The sequence below is a fragment of the Psychromonas sp. 14N.309.X.WAT.B.A12 genome (assembly GCF_030397575.1).
Taxonomy (GTDB): Bacteria; Pseudomonadota; Gammaproteobacteria; order Enterobacterales; family Psychromonadaceae; genus Psychromonas.
The window spans coordinates 293,826-310,040 of the sequence record NZ_JAPNXS010000003.1; the positions used below are offsets into that span (position 1 = coordinate 293,826).

Below are 16,215 nucleotides of genomic sequence, written 5' to 3' on the forward strand. Positions count from 1 at the left end.
CAAAAACAGGAAATTTACCTTTGTTTTCTTGATCAATTTGACAAACAATATAAACCAAAATAAATAATGTTTGCTTCAAATAATAGCATTGTATTGTTACCAACTCTTACTATTCTGTTTCATTCTTGTTGTTAGTCAAATACCTTAATCTTTGCTTCTTTATTAACATAATGATCATATAACAAGCTTAACCTTTTAGGTTTTCTCGAATATGTAATCATCTAAGATCCTTTCTTAATATTCTGATTTTAAATGAAAAAACAGTTATTTTTCTTAATATCTCTACTAAGTTACCTTGCTTTTATATGGTTATTTTAAAGTAATTTTTTTGTTAAAGTATATTTACTTAGCTTGCTAACTAATGTTAAGGTGCGCGTTTTTGGTTAGCCTGCTAACTATTATTTGGAGGCCTTAATGGATAAACAAGTACCTTTTCATGAAACGCTCAATTTAACCTTGATCGGTAATATGGGGCGGGTAAACCGTTTATGCCGTGAAGCTGTGACTCATGCGGTTGAACCCTTAGGTCTGACACAATCGCGTTGGACGACTTTGATGCATATAAAAATGTTATCGGAAGGTGTGACGCAGTTAGAGATTGCGCATAGTTTATCTATCGAAATGCCATCTTTGACTCGAACATTAAAACAGTTGGAAGAACAGTCATTAATTATTCGACGTATCGATGAGCAAGATAAACGCAGCAAAAAGATTTATTTTACTGAACAAGGACGGGAAATATTAAGCACTCTGCAAGCGGAAATCGATGAAATAACACAAAAAATTTATAGTGGGTTAAATCTGCAACAGCTTGATGCAATGGCCCATACTTTAATTAAACTAGAGCAAAATGCACAAACATGTATTAAACAGCAAATGCAAAAGAAAGGCTAAGAAATGACACCAGAAGAAAAATTTACACATTACGTTAGATATTCAGTGATTGGGTTTATCTGCGTGTTTATCTATTACTTGATTGCTGATGTGTTTTTACCTGTAACGCCACAGGCGCGTGTATATCATTCAGTGGTACAAATCTCTCCACAGATTAGTGGCAGAATTGTCAATGTAGCTGTTAATGATAACCAAACAGTCAAAGCAGGGGATCTGCTGTTTGAGATTGATCCTGGGCCTTATCAGTTAGCATTACAACAAGCACAATTAACATTGGCAGATGCACGCCTTCAGAACAAACGTTTTGATAGCAATATAAAAGCAATACAGGCTCAAATTGCTGCATCTAAGGCTACGCTTCATGAGAAAAAGTTATTAAAAGAGAGAGGCGAAAAGCTATTTAAACAGAAAACAGTTTCTCAGCAAGATTTAGAAAGTCTGCTTGCTAATTATGAAGTTAGTAAGGCCAATCAAGCTGCCTTAGAGGCACAGTTATCAGAAGCAATATTAGCTCGTGGTGATAAAGGGGAAGATAACCTAGCGATTCGTCATGCTGTTAACCAAGTGTCACAGGCAGAACTTAATTTATCTTACACCAAAGTAAGGGCGTTAAGTGATGGGGTAGTAACTAACTTACAATTATTAGATGGCTCCTATGCCACAGCAGGGAAACCATTATTAGCAGTGGTCTCTAAAAAAGCAGATTTAGTGGCAGATTTCAGAGAAAAATCGTTGATGAATATGCATAAAGATAGCTTAGCAAGAGTGGTGTTTGATAGTCGCCCTGGTGAAGTTTATCAAGCTAAAATAAGCAGTTTTGAAGCGGGTGTGAGCAGTGGTCAATTAAGTGCAAATGGTTTATTGAGCACAACAGAAACTAGTACGCGTTGGGTGCGAGATGCACAGCGTCAGCGCCTTCATTTTACTGTGCTCGGTGATACTCAATTTCTCTCATTAATGCCAAGTGGAGCACGTGCAACGGTGCAATTATTACCTGATAACATTATTGGACAGTGGTTTGGGGCGTTGCAAATTCGCTTGATTAGTTGGTTGCATTACATCTATTAAGGGAGGCGTTATGACACAAATAACTAAAGCAAAGCCACCAGAATTGGATGGAAATGGGTTACGTCAAGCATTAAGGGTTGCTGGTGGTTGTACTCTTGGCTTTACTATTTGTAAGTTACTGGAATGGCCCTACGGTATCTTTTTTACGGTTTACCCAATGTTGATACTAGGTTTGGTCCCGACCATAAGTAAAAGTGTAATTGGGCAATTTTTTGGCTCAGCTTTATACTGTGCTTTTGTTGTATTAGTATTGCAGGGCTACTTTTCTCATTTACCTGTAGTCATGACCGGACTCACTTTTTTAAGTTTTTGTGTATTGTTTTTTGTAATGAGCAATGGCCGCGCTTTTTTATTTGGTGCCTTAGGCGTAGTTAGCCTGTCGATTCAATTACATTATTCTAGCTATATTGATCAAACAAGCAGCATATATCCATTAATTGTCAGCAATATAACTGCAATTACATTAACAGTAATGATTGGATTGTTAATGCATTTCATTTTTCCTGATGTAAGTCCTCGTTCCGCGAGGAGTTTACCGAGTAAAAGCAAAGAGAGTATTCGTCACGAAGTATTGTTATGTGCAAGTGTGGCAACATTATCATTTGTTGCTTTCCAAGTGCTTGATTTAAATGATTCTATTTCTGCGCAAGCGTCAACAGTTTTAATTCTTTTTTCTCTGTGTTGGAAAGCGGTTGGCACCGCAAGTTGGCGTAGAGCACTAGGGACTTTTATTGGTTGTAATATCGCCTTAGTATCACAATTACTTTTATATAATCACGCTGATGTTTTATTATTTTCTGTTTTTATATTATGGTTGTTGTCTTTTATCTTTGCTCGTTTTCATATTTTAGGAGGCGGGGCACCAGGCATAGGCTTTGGTGTGTTAACGACTTTTGGTATTTTATTTGGTCAGTATTTAGGGCCAGACAAGACATTTTTTTATAGCACTCTATATCGTTTTAGCTCTGTTTCAGTGGCTATCGTTGTGAGTTTAAGTGCTGTTTATATTATGCATCTTATCTTGAATCGTTTTAGCGTTACACGCCACCACACCTATCTATAATTTCAGGGACAGATCATGAGTATTAATTTATTTTTTATCATGGTGACAGTGTTGAACTATATTGAGTACAAACCATGAAAAACATTATCATTATTCTCATCTTTCTTGCTTTTGGCTTATACCAATGGATAAGCAATAAGAGTAAAAATAATACCAATGTAGTGCAGAAAAAAGAGACACCTGCACTGTCCATCAAGCGTGATGTAAGTGAAGATATTCAAGCTGCTTACCAAGCTAAAAAGCGCGAAATACAAGTAACAGGAAGCGGTGTTGTTGTTAAGTTATTAAAAGATGACAACCAAGGATCTCGTCATCAAAAGTTCATTCTACGACTAACCTCTGGCCAAACTATTTTATTTGCTCATAATATCGATTTAGCACCGCGTATTAATAATATTGCTCGTGGTGACCGTATTGAGTTTTATGGACAATATGAATGGAATGCGCAAGGAGGCGTTGTGCATTGGACACATAAAGATCCGAAAGGTAAACATCTAGCAGGTTGGTTAAAGCATAAAGGTGAAATATATCAGTAAAGATCGCGGTGTTTACCTTATTAGTTCTCAGGTAAAATAGTCTTTAATGTTATTTTAGGAGGCAAAATGTCGAGTATTTCTGGTAGCTGTTTATGCGGGAAAGTTTATTTTGAAAGTGAAAATGACTTTAATGATTTTCATTTATGTCATTGTGTTCAATGTCAAAAAGTAACTGGTTCAGCACATGCTGCAAATATTTTTACTCAACCTAACAATATTAAATGGCTTAGTGGCGAAAGCTTAGTTAAGCGCTTTGATGTGCCTGGTCGAGCAATCTCAACAGCTTTTTGTGGGGAATGTGGCGCCCCAGTACCTTACCTTTCCCGTAATCAAAAGGATTTAATCATTCCCGTTGGTTGTCTTAATGGTGTCCCTAACATTGCTCCACAGGACAATATTTTTTGCTCAGAAAAGGCCGCCTGGTATGATCAAGGTATTATTGCTAAGTCTTTCGATAAATTTCCTGACTAAATATCCTCAGTTCTGGATAAGCAAAATGATACGACACCATTCTTTTTACGGGTTTTTGCGTTAAATGATCTCTCAATAATCCGTCATTACTTCAATGATTTACCTTGAACTAGGCAAAACTAACGGCGCCGTATCGTCATAAAATATAATATTGTGATTTTAAATATAATTCCGCTTCCATTAACCAGAATCTAGGTTAAATAAGCTGCATTTTAGCGGCTTTTATACCCGCTGTTTTCCTACAATAAATACTAATACTGTAGTCAATTTTCCTTAGCTGGAAATTTCAATTAAATAGAAATGATAACTATTATTAAATGGTTGAGTTTTTCTTTTTTATTGTTGATAATGATTCTTATTACTTTTTATTGTTGATTAAGTGAGGGCGCCATGCAAAGCTGGGAAAATTTAACCAAAAGAGCTAATAAAGCTTATTCAAGCAATGAATTCTCTGATGCAGTTATTTTGAATCAACAAGCGCTAAACACCTTAGAAACCATTTTTCATGACAATTTTCCGCTTGATGCGGAATCTTATATTTCAGCTGCTGCCGTCAGTTTTTTGAATCTTGCTGATGCCTATAGCGCATTGGAAAACCTATTATTAGCAAACAGCCAATATGAGAACGGTATTAACTTTCTACAGGCGGTGCTGACACGCGCCGATGTTGATGGCCGACATTATTGTTTAGTCATGCATGCCATCACCCGAATTCGTTGTGAATGGGAGATGTTTAATGAAAAACAAGCTAAGCAATCACCTGACGATGAACCACAATCATTCAGTACATTTATTGGTTATGGGACTTATTCTAAAAAAGTCATCCACCATTAACTCTCTGCCTCTATAGAGGTCTTTTATGTTTACCAGAAAGGAAGTAAAGATGAAAAAAATATTAAAAAGCTCAACGGTGTTAAGTGCACTAATGGCGGTTAGCCAAGTTGCACAAGCTCACCCGGGACATGACCATTCTCATTGGGCGAGTAATTCCATTCATTTATTAACAGTATTTGCTGTTGCTGCAGTGGCTGTTGTTGGCATTGTGTATAAAAAAAATCGTGATAAAAACAGCGCAAAAAAAGGAGAGCAAGTATGATTCATCGTCTTATTAAATCGATCGATACAGCAGTTAACTTTAAAACAGTAAAAGCACACTGTGATATTCCATGTAAGATTTATGACCCATCTACAGCGCAGCTTGCTGCATTAAGCTGTGTACGTTTGATGGATTTAATCAAAGAAGTAGAGGATAAAGGTACGTTAGGTGTTACAGATTACGCACAAGTCGCACGTCTAGTTACTGAGAAAGAGTCTGCAAGTACTGAAGTGAAAGAAGCAGTACGTATCATTTGGGGGGATTACTTTAAAGCACCACGGTTTGAGCAACTACCTAATGCCCACCAATTGACTCATAGTATTATGCTACAAGCTTCGAAATGTAAGCAAAGTATTGCGCGACAAGAAGGTGAGAAACTTGTTGAATTAGTTAATGAATTTGCTGCTGCATTTTGGCTGACAAAAGGTGTGAAAACTTACACAGCTGCTTGTCCTTACCCACCAGCACTGGATGTTGTTTACCCTGATCTTAAGGCCTAAACGTGTTTATTTTAATTAAGTTAGGTTGATAATGCTAAGCGTGGTTAAGATACAAGGTATGAGCATGGCTCCTCGACTTAAGGATGGAGACTATGTGGTGATTAATCGTTTCTATCCTCGGATAAAAGTCGGTCACCTTGTGGTTGTTAACCACGCCACTTATCACCATATGATTAAACGAGTGCAAAAAATCAATAGCAATGGGTCGCTGTGGTTAACTGGTGAGAATGAAACCAGTGTTCAACCTGAAGTAATGGGGTGGATTCCGGAGGCTCGTATTTTGGGTAAAGTTATTTTTTGTATTCGTGCTAAATCGGCATCGTGAGTTATTGTTTTTTATTCTTTTAATATAGTGCTTTATTTAAATCATAAAAGCCTATTCCATTTTCAATAAACTCTTTTTCATACATCTATTTAGTAGTACTATTATGTTCATCAAAATTAAGTCAATAAAAATATTTTTTTAGTGTTGAGTGTGGATCATATTCACGAATCATTTGCGATCTAAGTGTAATAAATTTCATCTTTAGATTGCTCATAGAAATGTAATCAATCACAATGCACGCCTGTTGGCTCTAAGGTAATAATGGGTCATAGTATGCTTCGACTCAAACGTCGACTTTCTCTACTTAACTATAAATGGATGACATAGTGAAAAAGAAATTAACAACGTTATTAATATCAGGGACTTTGATGGCAACACCTACGTTGGCTGCTTCTGCTCAAGAAAAACTAACGGTTTATACTTACAGCTCTTTTGCTTCTGAATGGGGGCCTGGGCCTAAAATTGAAGCCTCTTTTGAAAAGTTTTGTAACTGTGACCTGGAGTTTATTGCCTTAGATGATGGTGTCACAATCCTCAATCGTTTGCGCTTAGAAGGTAAAAGTAGCGAAGCAGATATTTTATTAGGGTTAGACGATAGTTTAATGGCTACCGCTAAAAAAAGTAATTTACTGGCTAAGCATAATATTGACTTGGGACGAGTGAATGTAGAAGACGGCTGGAAAGATGATACGTTTGTGCCTTTCGATTATGGCTATTTTGCCTTTATTTACAACAGTGAAAAATTAAAAAATCCTCCTAAAAGCATGAAAGAGTTAGTGGAAGAACGCGATGATCTTAAAATCATTTATCAAGATCCGCGTACTTCAACGCCTGGATTGGGTTTTATGCTGTGGCTGAAGACTATTTATGGTGAAAAAGCACCAGAGGCTTGGGAAAAGCTAGCTGCTAAAACGGTAACTGTGACAAAAGGCTGGTCTGAGTCATACAGCATGTTTTTAAAAGGTGAAGCTGATATGGTGCTGTCTTATACCACATCACCTGCGTACCATATTATTGCTGAAGGTAAGCAACAATATGTAGCTGCTAGTTTTAGTGAAGGTCATTATCGTCAAGTGGAAGTCGCTGCCATTGTGAAAAATACAAAACACAAAAAATTGGCGACAACTTTTATGAGTTTCATGTTGAGTGATGCGTTCCAATCTGAAATCGCAACAGGAAACTGGATGTACCCTGTCACTAACGTACTTTTACCTACTGAGTTCGAGCAGTTAACATTGCCAGTTAAAATGTTAACTTGCGATAGTGAGCAAGTAGATAAATATCGTAAAGCATGGACAAGAGAGTGGTTAACATCTTTAACCGAATAAGCGGTTAGCTAAGGTCATCGAGTGATACTGAAACAGATTAAAAAGGTTCAAATGCCTGGGTTGTTACTCTCTTTTGGCATTTTTTTGTTTGTGTCGATGGCCGTCGGTACTTTATTAACACATTCATCTGACCTAGATCTCGCTATGATCTGGTCAGATAGCTATTACAGGCACATCACTAAATTTAGCTTTTATCAGGCATTTCTATCTACTCTGTTAAGCGTAGTGTTAGCGATACCCATAAGTCATGCTCTCTCAAGACGAACATTTTGGGGGAAAAACTTTTTACTGAAGCTACTAGCGACAACTTTAGTGTTACCTGTGCTTGTTGCTGTATTTGGTATTCTTGCCATTTACGGCAACAGCGGTTTATTAGCCAACGTGTTTGCGTATTTTGAAATAAACCTACCTTTTTCTATCTTTGGTTTGAATGGTATTTTATTAGCACATGTTTTCTTTAATTTACCCTTTGCCTGTCGTCTCTTCTTACAAGGCTTAAACTCTATCCCCGAGAAACAACATCAACTGGCTAGTCATTTAGGCTTAAAACATTGGAATAAATTTCGCTTAGTCGAGTGGCCTTACATTGCAGGGCAAATTCCCCATGCCGCCGGTTTAATCTTTATGCTTTGTTTTACCAGCTTTGCGACGGTTATGGCACTCGGTGGCGGGCCTAAATCAACCACTATCGAGTTGGCTATCTATCAAGCGATAAAATTTGATTTTGATTTACAAGCAGGAGCTTTATTGGCGCTATGGCAAATCTGTTTATGTGCGATATTAGCGATATTTATTCAAAAGATTTCTCGCTCTGCATTATTGAGTACCAACTTTCAAGGCACAACCAATACGTTTCCTCATGATACTTTTTTATCTAAGTGCTGGGATATGTTTTGGATTGTATTTATTGCACTATTAGTTGTCCCCCCTTTAGCCATGGTACTTATCTCAGGTATTAACCCCAAAATTTGGGGCGTCATTGCAGATCTAGGGTTTTGGCTTGCCTTAAAGAATTCAATTATGATTGCTGTTTTTGCTGGTTTGATTGCAGTTGTTTTTGCTTTTTTTATTCTTTTAGCAAGTCGTCAATGGCGTTTAGTTGGGCTGAATAACCGAGCAGATAAAATAGAGATGTTAGCCACTATTATCTTGGTGACTCCGGGGCTAGTGATTAGTACTGGTTTGTTTTTACTGTTACGCGAATTCTCTAGCTTTTCTTCCCTGTCTTTGTATATTGTTATTGCTGTGAACGCATTGATGGCTTTGCCTTTCACGCTTAAAAGTTTAGCGGTCCCTATGTTACAAAATGCTCAGAAGTACGAACTTTTATGCCGTAGCTTAGGTATTTTTTCGTTGTACCGTATTTACTGGGTGGAATGGAAATCACTAAAACGTCCCATCTTGCAGGCTATGTCTTTGAGCTTTGTATTATCTATCGGCGATTTAAGTGCGATTGCGTTATTTGGTAGTCATTCTTTCAGTACATTGCCCTTGTATTTATTTCAGCTTCTGGGGAGTTATCAGTTAGACTCTGCTGCTGTCGTTTCATTGGTTTTATTAATATTAAGTGTGGGGACCTTTATAGTGATTGAAAGTCTATTTAAAGAGGCAACACCCCAGACAAAAAGAGCAAAGCATGATTGAGTTTTCACAAGTCTATTATCACTATCAGCAACAAAACTTTACGTTTGATCTGAATATTAAAGAGGCCAGCATCGTCGCTATTTTAGGGCCCAGTGGTGCAGGTAAAAGTACTTTACTCAATTTATTAACTGGCTTCATTGATCCTGTTAAAGGGGATATAGCGATTAATGGAAAATCAATATTACAGCGTGCTCCACATCAGCGACCATTGTCTATTCTATTCCAAAATAATAACCTGTTTAGCCACTTATCAGCCTACGATAATATTGGTTTAGGGCTACACCCAGGGTTAAAACTCAATGAACAACATAAGAAACGTTTGCAAACTGCTGCGCTACAGGTCGGAGTTGAGGATTTATTAGAACGTTTCCCTGCGCAGTTATCCGGTGGAGAGCAGCAGCGTGTAGCGCTTGCTCGCTGTTTTGCTCAACATAAACCTATTTTATTATTGGATGAACCTTTTTCGGCATTAGATCCCATTTTACGTGTGTCAATGTTAGAGCATGTAAAATCGTTAGCCGAATCTGAAGGTGTCACTATATTAATGGTGACACATCATATTGATGATGCACGAGCTATTGCATCGGACTTTATTTTTGTAGATCAAGGCAAAGCATTAAACGTTGAAAAGATAGCAAACTTAAATACCAGCCATCAAAACATCAGTCTTGCTAGCTTTTTGAGTGCAGAGGTCAATCAATAAATCATGTTCGACTTTATCGACGGAGTATTATCTTTCTTGCTATTAATTCTACGCCAGCTTGGTAACGTTTAGCTGATGCATTCAGTGCTAATGCTAATGCACTGTCTGCAATTAACTCAAATTGTTGAGGTAATGAGTTAATTTTAATAGGTAAGAAGTCGAGTAATCGGTTATCACCAAAAGTCCCTAGTTTCAGCTTATCCATTAGTGTTGGTTGTTCAATTAACACATCCAAAATACCTTCCAATAAAGTATAAGAAGTCACAATAATTGCATCTGGCAATTTATTTTCTGCCATCCATGTACTTAAAATAGCTTTGCCTGACTCACTATTAAAGTTATCACCATAACCACTAACAGCTATTAAACCTCGCTCTTTTACTTGTGCTTCAAAACCGGCATGACGTTGTCGAGAAATATTAAGGTTAGGTAATGCCCCAATTAAACCAATTGTTTTTACATCTTTTGAAATTAAAGAAGCGGTTAACTCATAAGCGCCATCAAAGTCTTCGCTGATCACACATCCAAAATGCTCATCATCTAAAGCTCGGTCAATGGCGATGATTGGAGTGCCTTGTTGTTGAATAGGAAGATAGTAATCACTGCTATTGGCTAATGAACTAGCCACAAATAACGCATCGATACGACGGCTTAGTAATGCCTTTACCAAGTTCTTTTCAGTCTCTGGATCGTCGTCGGAACAGCCAATGAGAATTTGGTATCCAGCTTTACGGGAGTTATATTCTAATAGTTTTGCGAGCTTGGTATAACTGCTGTTTTCAAGATCTGGAATAATTAAACCAAAGGAGCGACTGCTGCCTGCGCGTAAAGAAGAGGCTGCATGATCTGGGCTATAGTTATGTTCATTAACTACAGTCATGACTTTTAATTGGGTCTTTTCACTGATTCGATACTGCTTTGCTTTACCGTTAATGACATAACTGGCAGTGGTTTTTGAAACACCTGCTAGTTTTGCAATTTTATCTAATGTCATTGTGAAGATCCTTAATTTTGTCGGTAAGATCATATTTATGACGATCTTTTTTATTAACTGGTTGCATTATACGCTGAATCGATTCAGTATAAAAGCTGAAACGATTCAGTTGTGTTTTTAACTTTTTAAAAGAGCGATTTTATAACGTGTTTTTAGCTGGTTAATTAACTTAACTGAATTTTTTTACACTATTTGCTGAATCGATTCAGTTAGGCGAAAGTGTAATGGTTAATTTTATAAATAAAAAGTGAGAGGTTCAGGTTGATGCTGAAACTAACCAATAACGACATTACCATGGCGCAGGTTGCTAAGGATAAAATAGCTGCTATTAAAGCGATTGCAAAGCAGATGAATAACCGAGATTTAGTTACTGCGGACTATGTGGACGGTATGCTAAATCGAGAGTTACAAAACTCAACATTCTTAGGTAACGGTATTGCCATCCCACATGGCACAACCGATACCCGATCTTTAGTTAATCAAACTGGCGTAGTAATTCATCACTTCCCCAATGGAGTTAATTGGGGAGATAACAACTTAGTTTATGTAGCGATTGGTATCGCTGCTAAATCCGATGAACATTTAGATATCTTGAAGCAGTTAACCAAGGTGTTATCCGTTGATGGGGTAGAAGAGAAACTAAAAGCTGCAACCAATAAAGAAGACATTATTTCGTTATTAAATGGTGACGTGCAATTTGAGGCTGATTTCAATCAACAGCTTATTCAATTAAATTTTCCAGCGACAGACATAATCGAAATAACTGCGGTTGCTGGTGGTTTATTAAAAAAACAAGGTGCTGTGGATAACCAGTTTGTTGCAGAGTTAGTCGTTAAAGAACCAACTCATTTGGGCAACGGCTTATGGCTTGTTAGCGAGAATAAAGCCGTTAAACGTTCTGCGATGGCTTTTGTGACAACGAATGAACTGTGTAATGTAAATGGTAAAGAAGTGAAAGGTTTGATTGCTATTGCGGCATGCAACCAAGCACATCATGCTTTTTTAAAGGCGCTAAGCACTTGTATTTTTGAACAACAACAAGCGCAGTTGTTAGCTAGTTCTCCAGATAAATTAATCGAATATTTTACTGTAAATGAGCACGTTGAAACCACAACTGATGGAGCATTGAGCGACACATTTAAGATCAATAATACTCATGGGTTACATGCTCGTCCAAGTGCAATGTTAGTGGCTACAGCTAAATTATTTAACGCCAATATTATGGTTAAAAACCTAGATGGTGAGCCAAAATCAGTTAACGCTAAAAGCTTGATGAAGGTCATTGGACTAGGCGTTAAATATGGAGATAGGTTGCAATTTACCGTTGACGGTGATGATGCATCGGCAGCATTAAAAGCGATCGGTGAAGCCATTACATCTGGATTAAGCGAGGGATAAAAATGAGTGGCTCAAATAATAAAGTAGTAACCATCACTTTGAACCCAGCATTAGATCTAACGGGTAGTGTAAGTGAATTGAATCTAGGGACAGTAAATCTAGCACATCAAGGTTCACTCCATGCAGCTGGTAAAGGTGTCAATGTTGCTAGAGTACTTTCAGACTTAGGTGCTGACGTTACGGTAACTGGTTTTTTAGGGCGCGATAATGACGCTTTATTTTGTACTTTATTTGAAGAAATGAATGCACAAGATCAGTTTATTCGCGTAGATGGCGCTACACGTATTAACGTGAAATTAGTAGAAGAAAGTGGTCAGGTCAGCGATATCAACTTTCCCGGTGTCAAGGTAACTGCACAAGCTATCTCTGAATTTGAAACAAATTTATGGGCGCTAGCAGAAACACATCACTTTTTTGTGTTAGCCGGAAGCCTACCGACCGGTATTACACCAGAATTGTGTGCAAGCTGGATTAAAAAGCTCCATGACATGGGTAAAAAAGTTATTTTTGATAGTAGCCGTGCTGCATTAGTTGCTGGGTTAACAGCACAACCTTGGTTAATTAAACCTAATGATGAAGAATTATCTGAATTAGTAGGGACAAAGCTTGCTTCTGCGCAGGCTTGCCAACAAGCTGCCGAGAATTTAGCGGCTAAAGGGATTGATAATGTAGTGGTTTCATTGGGAGAAAAAGGAGTGATGTGGCTAGCTAAGGACAAACAGGAACTTCAATGGCGTTTTGCCCAACCGCCTAAAATGACTGTCGTTAGCACGGTTGGAGCCGGCGATACCCTAGTGGCTGGTTTGTGCTGGGGACATTTACAGGCATGGCAGCCAGAACAGACTTTATCCTTTGCTACTGCTCTTTCAGCTTTGGCTGTTTCGCAAGTTGGCGTAGGGATAGAAAGTATTGAAACCGTTACTGAACTACAAAAAAAAGTAACGTTAAATAACCTTTTTTAATAGTTTTAGAAACTGAGTTAAGGATTGATTATGAAAAATATAGTGATGGTAACTGCTTGCCCAAGTGGTGTTGCAAATAGCATTATTGCTGCGGCTTTATTAAAAAAAGCGGCTCAAACATTAAATATAGAAGCAGTGATTGAATGCCAGTCAACTGTGTTGCCTGTTGAGGTGTTAACTGAGCAACAAATTGCTGATGCTGACGCTGTGTTGATTGTTAGTAATGGCGAAATCGATAACAGCCGTTTTCTAGGTAAAAAAGTGTATCAAGGAGATATTTCAGAATGCACTAGTGACGCAACATTATGGTTAGAGACAGCATTAACTAAATTAACGGTATTGGATGCAACACAAGTAACTGAAATTTCTGCACCTTCATCTTCACTTTCTGAAACTGATAGTGTGAAACATATTGTTGCTATTACCGCTTGTCCTACGGGTGTTGCACATACCTTTATGGCTGCGGAAGCATTAGAAGCAGAAGCGAAGCGTCAAGGTTTTAGTATTAAAGTCGAAACACGTGGCTCGGTAGGAGCAAAAAATCAATTAACTGATCAGGACATCAGTTCTGCTGATTTAGTTATTATTGCTGCAGATATTGAAGTGTCTTTAGATCGTTTTAATGGCAAACGTTTATATAAAACCAGTACAAGCCTTGCCCTAAAGAAGACTCAACAAGAGATCGATAAAGCGTTTGCTGAAGCGAGTATTTATAAAGGAACGGGTAACTCAAGCAATACTGCTACAGAAGAGAAAAAAGGTGCTTATAAACATCTAATGACAGGTGTTTCGCATATGCTGCCTGTGGTTATTGCAGGTGGTTTATTAATTGCCTTGTCCTTTGTCTTTGGTATTGAAGCCTTTAAAGAAGAGGGGACTTTAGCGGCAACACTAATGGATATAGGTGGCGGTGCAGCCTTTGCGTTAATGATTCCAGTTTTAGCAGGGTTTATTGCCTTTTCAATTGCTGACAGACCTGGATTGGCACCTGGATTAATTGGAGGTATGTTAGCGAGTCAATTAGGTGCTGGTTTCCTTGGCGGGATTGCTGCTGGTTTTATTGCAGGTTATGCGGCTAAGTTTATTGCTGACAAGGTATCACTCCCGCAATCTATGGAAGCATTGAAACCTATTTTAATTATTCCGTTTTTAGCGAGTTTAGTTACAGGTCTAGTGATGATTTATATCGTTGGTGGTCCGGTGGCTGCAATTATGGCCGCATTAACTGACTTTTTGACTAATATGGGCTCAACAAATGCGGTGCTATTAGGCATAGTACTAGGTTGTATGATGTGTTTTGACCTAGGTGGTCCAGTTAATAAAGCAGCTTACACCTTTGGTGTTGGTTTGTTAGCATCTCAGTCATATGGGCCAATGGCTGCTATTATGGCGGCGGGTATGGTACCTGCTTTAGGGATGGGCTTAGCGACTTTCTTAGCGAAACAAAAGTTTATTGCCACTGAACAAGAAGCAGGTAAAGCCTCTTTTGTATTAGGGTTATGTTTTATTTCTGAAGGTGCGATTCCATTTGCAGCTAAAGATCCAATGCGCGTGATTCCAAGCTGTATGTTAGGTGGCGCAATTACTGGTGGTTTATCTATGTTATTCGGTGCGCAGTTATTAGCACCTCATGGTGGATTGTTTGTACTACTTATTCCAAACGCAATTACACCTGTATTAATGTATTTGGTAGCGATTGCCGCAGGGACATTAGTGACTGGTTTTACTTATGCTTTTTTAAAAAATAAAGCGGATGTTAAAGCCGCTAGTGCATAATCATATTAAATAAGTGTGATTGCTATAAATTAGATTGATAAAACTAAAAAGGGGGATAACGATTAAGATCGTTATCCCCCTTTTTTAATCAACCAACTTAATGTTGCAATTAATCTGCTGATTCGTGTTCTAGTACTGCGATGTTTTTATCAGAAACTAATGGACCCGTTTGGTGATGCGAGTCGCTTTCATCTTCAGTAATATAGTTAAGTAAGCAACTACTGTAGTTTGCTTCTGCTTTCGCTACGTGTTTACCATCGTCACTTCGGATTAATATCGTATCACCCGCAGAGAATTCCCCATGAACCTCAAGGATTTCATTACTAGTTAGTTGGTCACAATGTTCATCGAGTGGGTATTCAAATCCATCTTCAATAACGACTTCGCCTTGAGCTTTTGATGTATGTGTCATCCAATGTAAGTCTTCTTCCATTGGTTTCGCATAAGGGGCAAAAATAGTACCTGGATTTTTACCTAATATTAATTGTTCAAAAGAGTGCTCTTTAAAGCCGTTAATGATGTAAGTGGTTAAACCATGTGATGTTGCTTTTTCTGCAGCTTCTATTTTAGTTTGCATACCACCAGTACCTACACTGCTATGTGCGCCACCGGCCATATCGAAAATACTTTGGTCGATAGTATTAACGTTTTTAATCATTACCGCATCGTCATTAGTATGCGGATTTTTATCGTATAGACCATCGATATCTGAGCAGATAATTAAAGCATCTGCATCCGCCGCTGCGGCTACCATTGCAGATAGATTGTCGTTATCGCCTACTTTTAATGCGTCAGTTGTTACTACATCATTTTCATTTACTACCGGTAAAATACCATGGTCAAGTAATGCAAAAATAGTTTCACGTACACTGTCGTAACGTTCACGGTCTTGGAAGTCACCGTGAGTTAATAAAATTTGTGCAGAAGGGAAATCAAAGAAACGATCCCAAGCAGCCATCATCTCGTTTTGACCCGCTGCAGCCATCGCTTTTTTTATTGGTAATGAAGGCTTGTCAATGTTGCCAAAGAAGTGAGCGCCTGCGGCTACTGAGCCTGAAGATACCAGGATGACTTCTGTGCCTCTGTCTCGGCATTGTAAAATAAATTTGGCGATATGTAATAGGTAACGAGAACTGCAGCCTTTTCTTTCAGGGGCTATTAGTGCACTACCAACTTTTAATACAATTCGATTCCACTTATGATTTTTCATATTTTCTCTTTTAGCTTTTTACTGCATTACTCTTTATTCTTATATACAACATTAATCGCAAGAGTAAGAAGCGATTAACTGCTTTAGATGACTATGTTAAATCAGCAATTTCATAGCTCTATTCGGATAATTAGTTTGTTAGATTGTGTTTTAGGAACGGGTGGATCTTGGAGGGGGAAGGTTTGTTGATATACGATAATTTCTCATGAGAGCCATTATTTTATGTCCTGCCTTACTAGGTTGATTC

The 16,215-nt window shown here is 38.0% G+C and carries 17 protein-coding genes; 15 read left to right on the forward strand and 2 right to left on the reverse strand.

The window, feature by feature from the left end:
- Window positions 1–414 precede the first annotated feature (414 nt).
- From OW492_RS06205 to thiQ, 12 genes are all read left to right on the forward strand, one after another.
- Window positions 415–894, forward strand: coding sequence for a MarR family transcriptional regulator (locus tag OW492_RS06205; RefSeq protein ID WP_290039061.1), 480 nt, complete (start codon window positions 415–417; stop codon window positions 892–894).
- 3 nt (window positions 895–897) lie between these two features.
- Window positions 898–1,962, forward strand: coding sequence for an HlyD family secretion protein (locus OW492_RS06210; protein ID WP_290039062.1), 1,065 nt, complete (start codon window positions 898–900; stop codon window positions 1,960–1,962).
- A 10-nt stretch (window positions 1,963–1,972) separates the two neighbouring features.
- The gene (locus OW492_RS06215) at window positions 1,973–3,025 is read left to right on the forward strand and encodes a DUF2955 domain-containing protein (protein ID WP_290039063.1); all 1,053 of its coding nucleotides are present in this window, start codon (window positions 1,973–1,975) and stop codon (window positions 3,023–3,025) included.
- A gap of 74 nt (window positions 3,026–3,099) precedes the next feature.
- Entirely contained in the window at window positions 3,100–3,561 is a 462-nt protein-coding gene (locus OW492_RS06220) for a DUF3465 domain-containing protein (protein WP_290039064.1), read from the forward strand.
- Window positions 3,562–3,627: 66 nt separating this feature from the next.
- A complete protein-coding gene (locus OW492_RS06225) occupies window positions 3,628–4,032 on the forward strand; it encodes a GFA family protein (RefSeq protein WP_290039065.1) in 405 nt (134 codons plus the stop codon).
- Window positions 4,033–4,422: 390 nt separating this feature from the next.
- Window positions 4,423–4,866: a hypothetical protein gene (locus tag OW492_RS06230; protein ID WP_290039066.1), complete on the forward strand. Its 444-nt coding sequence runs from the start codon at window positions 4,423–4,425 to the stop codon at window positions 4,864–4,866.
- Between the two features lie 49 nt (window positions 4,867–4,915).
- Entirely contained in the window at window positions 4,916–5,128 is a 213-nt protein-coding gene (locus OW492_RS06235) for a hypothetical protein (protein ID WP_290039067.1), read from the forward strand.
- A complete protein-coding gene (gene sodN / locus OW492_RS06240; protein WP_290039068.1) occupies window positions 5,125–5,628 on the forward strand; it encodes a superoxide dismutase, Ni in 504 nt (167 codons plus the stop codon). The genes OW492_RS06235 and sodN overlap by 4 nt, the downstream gene beginning before the upstream one ends.
- A gap of 31 nt (window positions 5,629–5,659) precedes the next feature.
- Window positions 5,660–5,953, forward strand: a complete 294-nt coding sequence (locus OW492_RS06245; RefSeq protein ID WP_290039069.1) for a S24/S26 family peptidase — start codon at window positions 5,660–5,662, stop codon at window positions 5,951–5,953.
- Window positions 5,954–6,279: 326 nt separating this feature from the next.
- Window positions 6,280–7,281 (forward strand): thiamine ABC transporter substrate binding subunit, encoded by a 1,002-nt coding sequence (thiB, locus tag OW492_RS06250; protein WP_290039070.1) that lies wholly within the window; start codon window positions 6,280–6,282, stop codon window positions 7,279–7,281.
- Window positions 7,282–7,302: 21 nt separating this feature from the next.
- Window positions 7,303–8,925: a thiamine/thiamine pyrophosphate ABC transporter permease gene (gene thiP / locus OW492_RS06255; protein ID WP_290039071.1), complete on the forward strand. Its 1,623-nt coding sequence runs from the start codon at window positions 7,303–7,305 to the stop codon at window positions 8,923–8,925.
- Window positions 8,918–9,628: a thiamine ABC transporter ATP-binding protein gene (gene thiQ, locus OW492_RS06260; protein WP_290039072.1), complete on the forward strand. Its 711-nt coding sequence runs from the start codon at window positions 8,918–8,920 to the stop codon at window positions 9,626–9,628. The genes thiP and thiQ overlap by 8 nt, the downstream gene beginning before the upstream one ends.
- A 13-nt stretch (window positions 9,629–9,641) precedes the next feature.
- Here thiQ and cra read toward each other — a convergent pair whose 3' ends face one another.
- Window positions 9,642–10,622: a catabolite repressor/activator gene (gene cra, locus OW492_RS06265; protein WP_290039073.1), complete on the reverse strand. Its 981-nt coding sequence runs from the start codon at window positions 10,620–10,622 to the stop codon at window positions 9,642–9,644.
- A gap of 264 nt (window positions 10,623–10,886) precedes the next feature.
- Here cra and fruB point away from each other — a divergent pair, with 264 nt between their 5' ends.
- From fruB to fruA, 3 genes are read left to right on the forward strand one after another with little or no spacing between them, the layout of a single operon-like run.
- Window positions 10,887–12,020, forward strand: coding sequence for a fused PTS fructose transporter subunit IIA/HPr protein (fruB, locus tag OW492_RS06270; protein ID WP_290039074.1), 1,134 nt, complete (start codon window positions 10,887–10,889; stop codon window positions 12,018–12,020).
- Between the two features lie 2 nt (window positions 12,021–12,022).
- Entirely contained in the window at window positions 12,023–12,982 is a 960-nt protein-coding gene (gene pfkB, locus OW492_RS06275; protein ID WP_290039075.1) for a 1-phosphofructokinase, read from the forward strand.
- 30 nt (window positions 12,983–13,012) lie between these two features.
- Window positions 13,013–14,758 carry a PTS fructose transporter subunit IIBC gene (gene fruA / locus OW492_RS06280; protein WP_290039076.1) on the forward strand — a complete coding sequence of 582 codons (1,746 nt, stop codon included), beginning with the start codon at window positions 13,013–13,015 and terminating at the stop codon, window positions 14,756–14,758.
- Between the two features lie 109 nt (window positions 14,759–14,867).
- On the opposite strand, the gene proB is transcribed toward fruA, so the two are convergent.
- Window positions 14,868–15,968, reverse strand: coding sequence for a glutamate 5-kinase (gene proB / locus OW492_RS06285; RefSeq protein WP_290039077.1), 1,101 nt, complete (start codon window positions 15,966–15,968; stop codon window positions 14,868–14,870).
- Window positions 15,969–16,215: the final 247 nt, after the last annotated feature.